We start from the raw sequence: 13,935 nt of genomic DNA, 5'->3' as shown, positions 1-13,935 counted from the left end.
AATCGTCATTGCGAGAAAACAGCGTTGCGTGGCTCAGCTTCACTTCGTCATTGCGAGGAGAGACGTAGTCTCGACGTGGCAATCTAGAGAAGATTATTATTTTCCAGATTGCCACGCTCCTTGCAGTCGCTCGCAATGACGTTTGCAGTATCCACACAACATTGATATACAAAAGTAACCTTCAAAAACTTATAAGGGAATAACTTTGACTTGGATTGTTTTTTATACTGTAATCTCAGCCTTATTAATTTTCGATCTTGGGTTTACTCATCGAAAAAATAGCGTGATGAGTTTTCGGAAAAGTTTACTTTTTAGCCTTTTCTATTTTACGGTAGCTTGCTTATTCGGTGTATACGTCTTTTATACTATGGGCGGCGATAGAACTAGAGAATATTTTACCTGCTTTTTGATCGAAAAAGCTATGTCACTCGACAATATATTTGTTATCTCGTTGATTTTTCAATTTTTTGCTATTCCTTCACAATATCAACATCGAGTATTGTTTCTAGGTATAATCGGAGTAATAGTCTTTAGAGCTATTATGATTTACGGCGGTATCATTATTATAACTAAATTTTCTTGGATATTATATGTTTTTGCCATAATACTAATTATCACCGGGATAAAAACTTTCTATATATCACACAAAACTTTTGATATACAAAAATCCTATATTTATAAAATACTAACAAAGTATTTAAATATTACTTCTAAACTTCAAGGAGATAAATTTTTTATCACGTTAAACAAAAAATTATACGTCACTCCTCTTTTCGTATCGCTACTACTAATAGAAGCTATAGATTTAGTGTTTGCTATTGATAGTATTCCGGCAATATTTGCTATTACGAATGATCCTTATGTAATCTACACCTCAAATATTTTTGCTATTTTAGGTCTTAGAGCTTTGTTCTTTTGCCTATCAAATATCGTAGAAAGATTTAGATATATAAAATATTCATTGGCTTTAATATTAATATTTATCGGTATAAAAATATTTATTCATCATTTTATAGAAATTCCTCCTTATATTGCTCTTCTCATTACAATTACTCTATTAATATCAGGAGTTGTAACATCTATTATTATAAAACCTAAAAATTTGACGCAGAATTTTAGTTGACCGAGCCGGAAGCGCATATATAATAAGTTCTTTTTTTAAATTTATTTTTTCTATGATTAAATTATCTAAAATATTCACTGTAATTTGTATTTATTATTTTGGCATTATTGTAGGAATTGCTTATGCCGAAGAAGAAGTAGGGGCAGATCAAAGATTTTTATATATAGGGGCAGAAGGCGGGATAGTAGAGCCGGTCGTTAGCAAATTTCGTCATAAGCATTCAAATACCGAGATTACTTTAAAAAGATCGGCTATGTACAGCGGTAAAATAGGCTATATTTTTTATCCGCAAATGGCTATTGAATTTTCAGCAACTTACCAACCGAAATATCGCCTTCATTACGTATTACCACAGCAAGATTTAAGTAATGGATTAACTATACCGAAAACCCCCGGTAAAACTAAAGTAGTATCTAACATATATATGATGAATCTTATTTATGATTTTCAAGAAGTAAAAACTTTTACTCCTTTTGTAATTTTCGGCGCCGGTATAGCGCAAGTAAAAGTTAAAGCCACCTCTTCTAAATGGGATTTAATAAATACCGAATATTTTAAAGTAAAGAGAACCACGACTAATTGTTTTGCATGGCAAGCCGGTTTCGGTGTTTCAAAATATGTAACTCCAAATTTCAGCATTGATTTAGCTGCAAAATTGCAAGTAGCTCAAAATGTAAAAATTAAATACAATACTCTAAATATTGACACTCAACAATTTACACCCGCAAACCCTATCAAAAAAACTATAGGTATCGGAGAATTTGGTATAGGTTTTACTTATAAGTTGCCAATTTAAAAGATTTTAATGTAAGATATTTAAGTGATGGGGTTATACCTACTATAGGAATTTTGATGTCCTTCCTCGAAGGCATTGTTGTGTGGATCGAAAACTCCAGCAAAAAACACCGTCATTGCGAGGAATCATTGTTGCGCGGATATTTCAAACGTCATTGCGAGCGACTAAAAGGAGCGCGGCAATCTTATGAAATTAGATCGCTTCGCTCGCAATGACGAAATTGTTATTGTTTTTTTAGATTGCCACGTTCCTTTTAGTCACTCGCAATGACGATTACTAACTTTAACTTACAAGGAAGAACTATGAACGAAAAACTTGCAACTATCCCAAATACATATGATGAAGTGCCTTATGAAAGCTATCCGTATGCGCTAACTAATCCTTATCATTTAACTACGCTTGCTACCTTATTTGGTATGAATCCGCCGCCTCTCGAAACTGCTAAAGTGCTAGAGCTTGGGTGTGCAGCAGGCGGTAATCTAATACCTCATGCGGTCAATTATCCTAAAGCTCACTTTGTCGGCGTTGATTTATCTAAAGTACAAATTGATGAAGCAAATAAGCACAAAACAGGGCTCGGTCTTAAAAATATCGACTTTCATCATTGTTCTATAACAGATATAAATGAGTCTTTCGGCAAATTTGATTATATTATTTGCCATGGCGTAATCTCCTGGGTACCGAAATTTGTTAGAGATAAAATTTTTGAAGTATGTAATAAAAATTTAAGTGAAAACGGTATAGTATATATTAGCTATAATACTCTACCAGGGTGGAATACAGTTCGCACTATTCGTGATATGATGCTTTATCATTCAAGCTCATTTACCAATGTAAAAGATAAAGTTGCTCAGTCTAGGTTATTACTTGAATTTGTTAAAGACAGTTTAGAAAACTCTAAAACTCCTTATGCTGAAGTATTAAAAACCGAAGCAGAACTGCTAGCTAAACAAAGCGATCACTACTTACGTCATGAACATTTAGCAGAAGATAACGCTCAATTTTATTTCCATGAATTTATGGATGAAGCTAAAAAACATAATTTACAATATTTAAGCGATTGTAACATATCAACTATGTATCTTGGTAACATGCCGCCAAAAGTCGCTGAAAAGCTTCAAGCGGTGAACGATATAATCCGAACCGAGCAATATATAGATTTTATTACTAATCGCCGTTTCAGAACTACCTTGTTATGTCATAATAATATTAAATTAAATAGAGATATCAATAATGATGATATTTCTAAATTTAATCTGGTCTTTAATATAGTACCGGAAAAACCTGTCACCGAGGTTGATCTTAATAATTCTACCGAATCTTTAAAATTCTTTTTAAACAATAATAAAGAATCTAATTTGACGACTTCTTCACCTTATATGAAAGCTATCCTTTACAGTTTTAGTGAAAATATTAATAACCCGCTAAGTTTTGAAAAAATTACGGTTGAAGCTAATAAAAAATTACATAATACTAAATTAAATGAAATAAAAGCTGAGCTTTTAAATAATGCCATGAAATTAGTATTACAAGGTTATATTAACATTACCATGCAAAAACAAAGAGGTGCGCCGAATCTTGATAAACCTAAAGCATCAAAATTTGTGTCATATCAAGTTAGTAATAGTCCCGCTATGTGGGTGACAAATTTAAAGCACGAGCCGATCGGGATTAATTTCTTTGAAAAATTTGCTTTAAAATATATGGACGGTAAACATGATAAAAAAGCAATTATTGATGCCGTAATGACTCATGTAGCTAACGATGAAATAGTTTTAAATAAAGATAATAAAAAGATAGAAGATAAAGAAGAAGTAAGGAAAGAGTTGGAAGTTTTATTTGCTCCAATGATAGAAAAATTTGCTGCTAATGCCTTATTAGTCTAAGTAAATTTGATATATATCCACGCAGAGGAAAAGAACCCCCTGCATGGATATCGAATTTTAGCCGTCATTGCCAAGAGAAGGCATGCCGTGTAAATGCCTAAAATGTTTTCCAGTGCATTCCCTCGAAGGCATTGTTGCGTGGAACAGCTAAACTGATGTCATTCCCTGATTTATTCACGGAATCCAGTTAAAAATCTAAAACAATTACCATTGTAAGTTATTTTTTTGGATACAGTGGGAGGGGCCACGGTATGACATTGCACTCGTTTTCCGATCCACACAACAATGCCTTGCGAGGAGAGACACAGTCTCGACTCAGCAATCTAAACAAAAATACAAAATACAATAGTACTCAACCACGTGAACGAGGAGAGCGTCCTGCTAACTCTTTTTGTACTGACTGAGGCATCACTTGCTCTTGACTTTACTTTTAATCTTATCAGCACCTTCTAAAGCTATCCCTAATGTTTCCACTTCTTTTTTAACAATGCCTATTATTGCTTTACTAGAAACTTCATACGATTCTTTAAGCCCAAGAAAATTCTTTACCTTTGTCCACCAACTCCTATCTTTTACTAGGTTCTGTGAACAAAATTTAAGTTATTTATATTTTAAGATATTTTTTAGCGAAAATTAATAAGATTTTTGTAGGAATAGTTATTCATATTTCAAAAAAATCTTATAATTTGCAGCAAAAAAGAACTAAAATAGATTAATTTAAATTTTGTTCACTGAACCTAAAGCTTTTGATATTTTTTTCTACTAATCTATCCTTATTTTTTTCTACATTTTGATTAGAAATTTTTGAAAACTTAATAGTTTTAAAATAGTTTTAAAATTAATTTATAAATTTTTTCTAGATTTATTTAATTATTTTAAATATAAAAAGAATTATTTACGACCGAATAAACGTTCTATATCCTTTAGCTTCAGCTCGATATAGGTTGGTCTTCCGTGATTACACTGACCAGAAAATGGCGTATTTTCCATTTTCCGGAGTAAAGCGTTCATCTCATCACCTGATAATTTTCGGCCTGCTCTAATAGAATAGTGACAAGCATATGTTTCCGTTACGTGTTCGATTAACTCGATCAGAGAAATACTCTCGTTAGTATCTAATAAATGATCAGCCAAGTCATGCACTAATTGTTGAACGTTAACCTCACCTAGCAGACTTGGAATTTCTGTAATTATAATTGATTTTTCACTAAATTTTTCAATAGTTAAACCGAGTTTAGCTAACTTGTCTTTATTCTCATATAAATGATCGGCTCTTTTTTCATCAGGCAATTCTACTATTTCCGGTATAAGTAATCGTTGTTTAATTAGTCCATCTTTAGCGATTAATTGTTTAATTTTTTCATAGCCAAGGCGCTCATGTGCTGCATGCTGATCAGTTATAATAATACTATCATCAGTTTGCGAAATAATATAAGTGTTATGTAGTTGGGCTTTAGCGGCTCCTAGTCTGTAGTTATACTCTATACTTTCTTGCACTACTTGAGGTTCTTGCCGAATATGCTGCTCTACTGCGGCTTCAATTTTGGCATGCGGTAATGTATCAATTAATTTTTGACAAAAGTTACCTTGTGTAGCCGGTGCTTGTGGTTTGTAACTACTCATCTTATCCGAAACATGGTTTGGGCTGCTATAGCTTGGAGCTTTTATGGCAATGTTATTATTAGTAAGCGGATTTTTAAACAGCTGTAAGGTAGTTTCGGCAATACTAGTAGAAGTAATATGACTTTTGTTTTTTAAAGCATCTTTAATAGCATTAATTAATAAATTTCTTACCGTATTGGGATCGTGAAACCTTACCTCTGCCTTTGCCGGATGAACGTTTACATCAACTAATTGCGGATCGATTTGCAGAAATATAACAGCTAGAGGATGGCGATCTCTTGCTAAATAATCTTGATATGCTACTCTTAAAGCTACTTGTAATAATTTATCTTTTACCGGTCTGTTGTTAATAAATAAAAATTGATCCTCAGTAGAAGCCCTATTAAATGTTGGAATACTAGTATAACCGTAAATAGATAATTCAGGAGTTTTAAAGTCGATATAAGCAGCGTTTTGGATAAAATCTTGTCCAATTATTTCAATTATTCTTTGTTTTAAATTACTGTCAAAATCTTTATTTTGTCCTTTTACTTTTATAAGGCTTTTGCCTTCATGGGATAAACTAATGGAAATCTCCGGATGAGCTAAAGCAATTTTTTTGACAACGTCAACGGAAGCCGTAAGCTCGGTTTTATCGGTTCGGAGGAATTTTAACCGTGCGGGTGTTGCAAAAAATAAATCACGGATCTCAATTTTAGTACCTTCATTATGAATAGAAGGCATAATTTGTTTCTCTCTACCGCCGATTAGTTTAATTTGATAGGCTTTATCGCTTCCTCTAAGCCTTGAGCTGATAAGCATCTTGCTAATAGCACCGATAGAAGGCAATGCTTCACCTCTAAAACCGAATGTATGAATATTTAAAAAATCACTTTCATCAAGCTTGGAAGTAGTATGGCGCTCAACAGCGATTTCTAAGTCTTTATCGGACATTCCAATGCCGTCATCCGAGATAATAATTAAGTTTTTTCCTGCTCGTTCTAAAATCACATCGATTTTAGTGCCCCCAGCATCAACGGCATTTTCCACAAGTTCTTTAACAACAGAAGCGGGGCGCTCTATAACTTCACCAGCAGCTATTTGATTTATAGTATTTTCAGATAATAGCTTTATAGTCATTTTTTAACTAATTTAAATTTTTTACTGCAATAAGGGCAACTAATTTCTTGCTTTTTCGGATCAATTTCTAAATAAACTTTGGGATGATCAAAAGGCACTTCTTTGCCCGCACAAGTTACAGATGTAAAAAAACTATCAACAATTTCCATGAATTTATCAAATATTTCTTTAAATAATATCTAGCATAAGTTACTTTCATATAAAATACAAATGCCAATTTAGGCACAAATACGAAGTTAGGAGAAACGAATGAAAGATAAAATAGTAGTTATTACCGGTTCAACTAGCGGTATAGGGCTTGAAATAGCAAGACACTTTGCGAAGTTGCAAGCGAAAATCATCATTAACGGTTTTGCTTCAGTAGAAGAAATTGAAGAAATATCTCTAGAACTGAAAAATTTAGGTGCTAATACAATTAACTATCAAGGAGCAAATTTAGCAAATGCGTTTGAAATAACCAAAATGTTTGAAGAGATAATAAAAAATTTCGGCAAAATAGATATATTAATAAATAATGCTGGGATTCAGCACGTTGCTCCTATCGAAGATTTTCCAACAGATAAATGGGAGCAAATCATACGTATAGATTTAATCGCCGCTTTTTATGCTATAAAATATGCCCTGCCTAGCATGAAAAAAAACGGCTTCGGGCGTATAATTAATATTGCCTCTGCTCATGCTTACGTCGCCTCCCCCTTTAAATCGGCATATGTTGCAGCCAAACATGGGCTTCTCGGCCTTACAAAAACTGTTGCACTTGAAGTAGCTGAAAATAATATTACTGTAAATGCTATTTGTCCGGGCTACGTAAAAACCCCGCTAGTAATGAATCAAATAGCGGATACCGCTAAGGCTCGACATATCAGTGAAGAATCAGCTTTAAAAGACGTAATTCTTAAATCACAAGCTACCAAAAAATTTGTTGAAGCAAGTGAAATAGCAGATTTGGTATTATTTTTATGTGATGAAAAAGCTTCATCAATAACAGGCAGCGGCCTTCTTATAGATGGCGGTTGGACAGCGCAATGAATATACCTTTACAGTGTTATTGTAAGCCGCTGCAAGCATTGTTGTGTGGATCGGTTCGTCAGTACGCATTCTCGCTGCCCTTTATGCCATTCTCGCTAGGTATTGTTGCGTGGATACCTTAAACATCCTCGGTGTCATTCCCTCGAAAGAGGGAATCCAGGCTTTACTTTGTCATGCTGAACTTGTTTCAGCATCTCTTATAGTAGTAGATCCTGAAATAAATTCAGGATGACTATTTTTTTCTGGATTCTCGCTTTTGTGGGAATGACACCGAGGACGTTTAGGGTATCCACGCAACAATGCTGCGTAGGAATGACAAATTTAACAAATTAACTCGGCTAGAGATAAATAATTTTGTGGTGAAAGGTTTTCAGCTCGATAATTACCATCAATTTGTAATTTTAAAAGCAACTCATTAATGTTAGGTATATTCTTTAAAGAAGACTTAATCATTTTGCGCCTTCCTGCAAAGGCTAATTTTGTTATTAATTCGACTTTATTTATTATAGCGATAGGGAGCGAGTTTTTTAAAGGCATCAACTTAACGACAGAAGAATATATTTTAGGCGGCGGATAGAAAGCAGTAGGAGCTACATCAAAACATTTCTCTATTTTAGCGATTAACTGGCAGATAACCGACAATCTGCCATAGGCTTTTGTACCAGGAATCGCATACATCCTTTCCACGACTTCTTTTTGCAACATTAAAGTCATGCTATCTATTAACTCCGCCTGTTTTAGCCATCTAATAACTAATTCAGTGCCTATATTATAAGGTAAATTAGAAATAATATTTATTTTATTACCGCATGATAAAGCTAATTTGACTATATCTAACTCAGCTAAACTAACTTTAAGCGCATCTCCCTGGATAATATTTAAAGCTGGATAATTTTCTTTGATTTCTTCCAATAACGGAACACATCTGTTATCGGTTTCTATAACAGTTAGGGATTTAGGATTTTTTTGTAATATCGACCTAGTTAAACCAGCAGTACCCGGACCAATTTCTAAGACATATTTATTTTCCTCAAGCTTGGCAGCCCGGACGATTTTATCGCATAAGCTGCTATCAAAAATGAAATTTTGTCCATATCGCTTAAGCGCAATTATATTATGAGCTGCTGCATGCTTGGATATAGAGGGTAACATTATATTATACTCTCCTTTCTTAGCTATAATATTCCTTACCGATTTCAATTTTCGGACGGTTATTAGCTATTCGCCATTTATTGGTATCTCGTAACGATGGAGCGCAACCACAAAATTCTTGTTTATAAAAATTTTCTTCTTTAGCAATTTCGTACATTCTACTACTGCCGCCATCTTTGCGCCAATTATAAGTCCAGTAAATAATACCTTCATAGTTTGAAGCGGCTTTAATACCCGATTCGTTAATTTGGTTCATGTCTTTCCACCTCGAAATACCTAGGGAACTGGTAATAATTTTAAAACCGTTTTCGTAAGCATAAAGAGCAGTACGTTCAAAACGCATATCGAAACACATTGTGCAACGTTTACCTCTTTCCGGCTCATATTCCATCCCTTTAGCTCGTACAAACCAATTTTGTGGATCATAATCAGCATCAATAAATTTTATATTATGCTTTTCGGCAAATCTAATATTTTCATTTTTTCGTAATTCATATTCTTTTTTGGGATGAATATTGGGATTATAGAAAAAAATAGTTAAATCTATGCCAGAAGTTATAATTTTTTCCATAAGAGGACCACTGCAAGGCGCACAACAGGAATGTAGTAAAACTTTATTTTCTCCTTGAGGTAATTCAAAAACTTCACTCATAATTATCTATCAAACTTTTTTTATAGGTTTCTTTGTAAAACCGCAAGATTATAGAAGATACTAACGTCAGCACAATTAAATAATATGATATTGCATAATTATCACCGGTGAGTTTTATAAGCATCATTCCCATTACTGGAGCAGTTCCACCAAATATTGCCGCAGCTAAATTATAGGAAAGAGCAACTCCCGTAAATCTTACGCTAGTCGGAAATATCTCCACTAGCACGGTTGGAATAGGCCCCATGTAAATAGCAATAATCGCTGCAAAGACTATTTGCGAAAGAAGGGCAAGGCAGAAATTCATCGATCCTAAGCACAGAAAAATCGGATAAACCAGCAGAATCATTAGTATAATTCCGCATATTAACACCGGACGACGACCGATTTTATCAGAAATATAAGCAGATATAGGGAATATAACCATCATAGTTATGAGTATTGCACTGCTAACTATGGAGCTTTGATTATTATTATACCCAAGCGTTTTCATAAAGTTACCGATAAAAACTGTTGAAGTATAAAAAGGCGCCGTTACCGTAATATAAAGACCTAGAGCTATAATTAATTCCTTCCAGTATTTAGTTAGCGTTTCTCGAAGAGGAAAACGTGCCAAACGTCCGGTTTCTTTTGCTATTTTATAAATAGGGCTTTCCGATAAATTTTTTCTAATATACAGCCCTACGGAACTAATAAATAAACCAGCAATAAAAGGTATTCTCCAACCCCAGTCGTTTAAAATATCTTCAGGCATAAAATAAGCAAAACCGGCGGCAGTAGCAAGACCGAGTAACATACCGGCGCACATACTAACGAAAGAAGCACTTCCCGCCAAACCTCTTTGCTCTAAAGGAGCGTGTTCTACGATATAAGATATACAACCGCTAAATTCTCCACCGAGAGAAAAACCCTGTATTAATCTAATAAGAGTCAAGATTATAGGTGCAGCGATGCCAATAGTGTTATAACCAGGCAATAAACCAATGCCAGCGGTAGGTATTGCCATAGTTATAATGCCTAATACTAAAGCAATGCGGCGACCGAATTTATCACCGATATTGCCAAAAATGATACCACCGAGCGGTCTAACAACAAAGCCAGCAGCAAATACAGCAAAAGTTAGCGTTTCACGCATTTCTGAATCTGGAAAGAAATGTTGCCCGATTATATAAGCAAATTGTGCATACAGCGCATAATCATACCACTCAAGAGCGTTGCCAATCATGCCAGATATTACAATCTTTCTCATCAAATTACTTTATTTTATATATCTCAAAAGAAGAATAATAAGGTTAATACTCTACATTCACAAGGAAAAAATAATTATCTATCTTTGGCGTTCTTGTTGCGATTTTTTAACTAAATTAACATTATCTTTTACAAGATTTATCTTGCTAGGAGAAACTATAATGTCCTCCTCTTTATTTTTATTACGTTCTTTTACTTTTTCCTTCGCCAAAAAAGTTTGATTATTATTCTGAATTTCAGTCTTAAATTCAGAAATTTTTTTCTCTTTCAATTTTATTACCGGATCACTATTTAACAGTAACTCGCCGATTTTTTCACCGATTTTAGGCGCATATTTTATAGCCAAGATAGAAGCTGGTATAACTATTAGAGAGAAAGCAACGCCGGCCGTTGCAACGCTCATTGCTCCGACTGCTAACGCACAAATAGCACCGGCAATTTTACCAGTTGTTTGTTTAAACGTGTTATTTTTTTCAGTAAATTCTAAAGAAATTGCTAATATTTTATCAATTTCTTTTTTTACGTATAAATTTATCTCATCTTGTCCTTGATATTTTTTTATTGCATATTTTACGGAGGTACAAAATAATTTTGAATTAGCTTCAATATAATTGATTATACTATTAGAATTTTTTTCTTTTAATAAACTTTTAAATATTTTTTTTATTATTTCTCTATCTTCAGCATTTATCTCAATATCTCTAAAATAAATATTTACTAGATTTTCCGCTACTATGTCTTGTCCTTGGGATTGTGCTAAAACGTTATTTTCAAAACTAGTCACACCGGCGACAGGTGCAATAGCCACGGCAAATAACGTTAAAGCTACTGAAAAACTATCATCATTTATAACTTTATAACCCAAAAAAGATTTTAGCTTGAGAATACAGGAAGAAATATATTTTTTAGAATCGGGCTTAGAAAATAGTCTTATTGCATAATCTATAGAGATCATATGTGCAAGGGTTGAGCAGGTAAGATTTGAAATATTATTAATAAAATTATCTATAATATCTTTTTTAAATAACTGCGAATCAATATTATTCATGCGATACTAATTCCCTAATATACATAGTTAATTTAGCATAAATAAAATCAGGAAGTTCAGCAGTTGAGAGTTTATAAATAGTTTTAGGAGTTAATACCTCCTCATTGCGTATCCGTACGAAAGTTACAATAGTATTAGGCGGCATATAAGAATAAATTTCTTGAAATAATTGTAAAAAAGTTACAATATCCAAAGTTGCAAATTTCAAGTTTACGCTATAATTGTCTATTCTAATTTTTTCCTGCTCTTGTTGAAATTCTTTAATATTATTTTTTAAAAATATTTCATCTATCGTTACGGTAATAGGCTCTTTTAATTTATATTTAGCAGAAAGATTTTGTATTTTCGGTATAAGCTCCATGTATCTTAAACAATTTTTATATATGGGAATACTTAAATCGGTATATTTTTTATAAATACTTAATATCTCTTCTTTAGAATTAACTATTGAATATAATTTTAAAGTTTCTTCCGTTAAAGCTTCTTCAGCATTCTGGACCCGAACAGTAGAGTCTGCATACTCTGTTCCAAAAGCTTGTATTATCCAAATAATTAACGAAAAACAAAAAAAACATATAACGAATTGAAAAAATATGACATTTTTCAAATACATAATATATCTTGCAAACATATTTTTATCCTTTTCGTTTATATTGAATAAATAACGGTATTACTATTCTATCCGATATATTAATTATGCTATTTTTAGATATCGTGACGATGAAATCAATATCCCCTTGATTCAAAATATTATGGATATCATTTATATGATTATTTAAATTTTTCATTGAGTCTTCTAATGATAAATTATTAGTTATAAACTCAAGAAGTATTTTAATACCTAGTTGCCTTTTAGATATTAATAATGTGTTATCTACATCTATTAATTCCCATTTAATTTCTTTTATTTTAAAAGCCGAATCTAGCTTGGTTATAAGTTCAAAAGGTAAAATTACTGGCATTTCCAATAACTTTTCGATAACATATAAATCTGCTAGATTGGTAGTGTTTTGAATATAAGGATATTTACGTTTTATCTCATTATAATTTTGTGTCGTGGCATAATATTTTTCACTAAAAAAAAGCACCTCTTTATTATTTTTCAACACTTGGTATTTAATGATGGCGGCTATAAATAATAATATTAACATTCCTAGAGTAAATAATTTAAATATTAACGAGCTAACAAAATTAAGTTTTTTTATTGTTTTTAAGTTAGCATTAACAGCTTGGAACTTTTTATATTTTATAAATAATTTGCTAATATTCGTATCTAGAAATTTACCGGAGATTAAAGCCGGTTCGTTTAATATTTCATTTACAGGAACAAAAATCATGGGATGATTTTCAAAATTTGATTGTTGTAATAAAATTTGTAATTCATTTCCTACTATAAAAATTATACATACTTCATTTTTTAAATTACTAATGTAATTTTTATATAATAACAAACAGTCCGTTAGCTCTTGTTCAATAATCCCTTGAATATATGACTCCGATTTATCGGGAGGGTATTCAAAGGTTTGGGTAGAAATTATATTATTTTGATATTTTATAATAAACTTAATTCCACTTGCTTCTAGAATAAAAACACAAATCTGAAAATAATCGGTATATTTATTTTGTTCGGTATTTTTTATTATGTTATCAATGATGGCTTTAAATTCTAAAGCTAAAAAGTAAATCCCTTTGAAATTTAGTGACCTGGTCTCTAAAACCCCTTTCACTACATCGCTTAAAGGAGGCACGCAAGGGCTAGACATAATTAAAGTAGACCAAATTTCACTCGGAATTGTAGAAATTTTATAAATATAATGCGCTGTTATATCGTCTTTATTAAAATAACCGTCGATAAATCGTTCAATAGGATCGATTTTAACTAAAGATTTTAAAATAGGTATTGAATCATGGCGCATCTTACAATCCGGGCCATCAAGCAAGAAAAAAACATCAAAATTTTTAAATTTATGAAAAAAACTTTTATATAAGTTTAAATCTATGGAATCACTAAAAGGAACAAATAAACTTTCTGCTAATTTATCTCTTATAAAAGCACTAAGAAAAATGCCTTTATTGCCAAATAAAATAACAATATTTTTTCTATACCAGAAATGCATTTTAAGTTTATCTAAAAGCTTTGTAAAGAATTGTCTATTTAGTAGTTCGTTTAAATTAAACATATTTTCTATAAATCAATTTTACTTTAATCATAATTAATTATATTTTTTTACTATACTGGTTATGACCATTTAGGTATAA

The 13,935-nt window shown here is 32.2% G+C and carries 12 protein-coding genes; 4 read left to right on the top strand and 8 right to left on the bottom strand.

Annotated elements, in window-relative coordinates:
- The first annotated feature begins 205 nt into the window (after positions 1-205).
- From OTR29_RS01115 to OTR29_RS01105, 3 genes are all read left to right on the top strand, one after another.
- On the top strand, positions 206-1,123 hold the full coding sequence (locus OTR29_RS01115; protein ID WP_422228826.1) for a TerC/Alx family metal homeostasis membrane protein: 918 nt from the start codon (positions 206-208) through the stop codon (positions 1,121-1,123).
- 52 nt (positions 1,124-1,175) lie between these two features.
- Positions 1,176-1,919 carry an outer membrane protein gene (locus OTR29_RS01110; protein ID WP_422228825.1) on the top strand — a complete coding sequence of 248 codons (744 nt, stop codon included), beginning with the start codon at positions 1,176-1,178 and terminating at the stop codon, positions 1,917-1,919.
- Positions 1,920-2,221: 302 nt separating this feature from the next.
- Positions 2,222-3,805 carry a methyltransferase regulatory domain-containing protein gene (locus OTR29_RS01105; RefSeq protein WP_422228824.1) on the top strand — a complete coding sequence of 528 codons (1,584 nt, stop codon included), beginning with the start codon at positions 2,222-2,224 and terminating at the stop codon, positions 3,803-3,805.
- A gap of 891 nt (positions 3,806-4,696) precedes the next feature.
- On the opposite strand, the gene mutL is transcribed toward OTR29_RS01105, so the two are convergent.
- The gene (gene mutL, locus OTR29_RS01100) at positions 4,697-6,547 is read right to left on the bottom strand and encodes a DNA mismatch repair endonuclease MutL (RefSeq protein WP_422228823.1); all 1,851 of its coding nucleotides are present in this window, start codon (positions 6,545-6,547) and stop codon (positions 4,697-4,699) included.
- Positions 6,544-6,696, bottom strand: coding sequence for a zinc-finger domain-containing protein (locus OTR29_RS01095; RefSeq protein WP_422228822.1), 153 nt, complete (start codon positions 6,694-6,696; stop codon positions 6,544-6,546). Before OTR29_RS01095 ends, mutL begins: the two co-directional genes overlap by 4 nt.
- Before the next feature lie 100 nt (positions 6,697-6,796).
- Between OTR29_RS01095 and OTR29_RS01090 the strand changes: the two genes are divergently transcribed.
- Positions 6,797-7,576, top strand: a complete 780-nt coding sequence (locus OTR29_RS01090; protein ID WP_422228821.1) for a 3-hydroxybutyrate dehydrogenase — start codon at positions 6,797-6,799, stop codon at positions 7,574-7,576.
- A gap of 321 nt (positions 7,577-7,897) precedes the next feature.
- Here OTR29_RS01090 and rsmA read toward each other — a convergent pair whose 3' ends face one another.
- From rsmA to OTR29_RS01060, 6 genes are all read right to left on the bottom strand, one after another.
- A complete protein-coding gene (gene rsmA, locus OTR29_RS01085; protein WP_422228820.1) occupies positions 7,898-8,728 on the bottom strand; it encodes a 16S rRNA (adenine(1518)-N(6)/adenine(1519)-N(6))-dimethyltransferase RsmA in 831 nt (276 codons plus the stop codon).
- Between the two features lie 19 nt (positions 8,729-8,747).
- Entirely contained in the window at positions 8,748-9,380 is a 633-nt protein-coding gene (locus tag OTR29_RS01080) for an epoxyqueuosine reductase QueH (RefSeq protein WP_422228819.1), read from the bottom strand.
- Positions 9,373-10,629, bottom strand: a complete 1,257-nt coding sequence (locus tag OTR29_RS01075) for a metabolite/H+ symporter (RefSeq protein WP_422228818.1) — start codon at positions 10,627-10,629, stop codon at positions 9,373-9,375. The genes OTR29_RS01080 and OTR29_RS01075 overlap by 8 nt, the downstream gene beginning before the upstream one ends.
- A 78-nt stretch (positions 10,630-10,707) precedes the next feature.
- Positions 10,708-11,676 (bottom strand): RP853 family protein, encoded by a 969-nt coding sequence (locus OTR29_RS01070; protein ID WP_422228817.1) that lies wholly within the window; start codon positions 11,674-11,676, stop codon positions 10,708-10,710.
- Entirely contained in the window at positions 11,669-12,307 is a 639-nt protein-coding gene (locus OTR29_RS01065) for a hypothetical protein (RefSeq protein WP_422228816.1), read from the bottom strand. Before OTR29_RS01065 ends, OTR29_RS01070 begins: the two co-directional genes overlap by 8 nt.
- A 4-nt stretch (positions 12,308-12,311) precedes the next feature.
- Positions 12,312-13,856, bottom strand: a complete 1,545-nt coding sequence (locus tag OTR29_RS01060; RefSeq protein WP_422228815.1) for a hypothetical protein — start codon at positions 13,854-13,856, stop codon at positions 12,312-12,314.
- Positions 13,857-13,935 lie beyond the last annotated feature (79 nt).

Source organism: Rickettsia endosymbiont of Halotydeus destructor (genome assembly GCF_049278075.1).
GTDB lineage: Bacteria > Pseudomonadota > Alphaproteobacteria > Rickettsiales > Rickettsiaceae > Rickettsia.
This window is presented reverse-complemented; position numbering and strand designations above follow the sequence as displayed.

Coding starts and splice junctions, on each gene's coding strand:
- OTR29_RS01080 (WP_422228819.1), bottom strand. CDS start 9,380: ATGAGTGAAGTTTTTGAATTACCTCAAGGAGAAAATAAAGTTTTACTA.
- OTR29_RS01075 (WP_422228818.1), bottom strand. CDS start 10,629: ATGAGAAAGATTGTAATATCTGGCATGATTGGCAACGCTCTTGAGTGG.
- OTR29_RS01105 (WP_422228824.1), top strand. CDS start 2,222: ATGAACGAAAAACTTGCAACTATCCCAAATACATATGATGAAGTGCCT.
- OTR29_RS01110 (WP_422228825.1), top strand. CDS start 1,176: ATGATTAAATTATCTAAAATATTCACTGTAATTTGTATTTATTATTTT.
- OTR29_RS01070 (WP_422228817.1), bottom strand. CDS start 11,676: ATGAATAATATTGATTCGCAGTTATTTAAAAAAGATATTATAGATAAT.
- rsmA (WP_422228820.1), bottom strand. CDS start 8,728: ATGTTACCCTCTATATCCAAGCATGCAGCAGCTCATAATATAATTGCG.
- OTR29_RS01060 (WP_422228815.1), bottom strand. CDS start 13,856: ATGTTTAATTTAAACGAACTACTAAATAGACAATTCTTTACAAAGCTT.
- OTR29_RS01095 (WP_422228822.1), bottom strand. CDS start 6,696: ATGGAAATTGTTGATAGTTTTTTTACATCTGTAACTTGTGCGGGCAAA.
- OTR29_RS01090 (WP_422228821.1), top strand. CDS start 6,797: ATGAAAGATAAAATAGTAGTTATTACCGGTTCAACTAGCGGTATAGGG.
- mutL (WP_422228823.1), bottom strand. CDS start 6,547: ATGACTATAAAGCTATTATCTGAAAATACTATAAATCAAATAGCTGCT.
- OTR29_RS01065 (WP_422228816.1), bottom strand. CDS start 12,307: ATGTTTGCAAGATATATTATGTATTTGAAAAATGTCATATTTTTTCAA.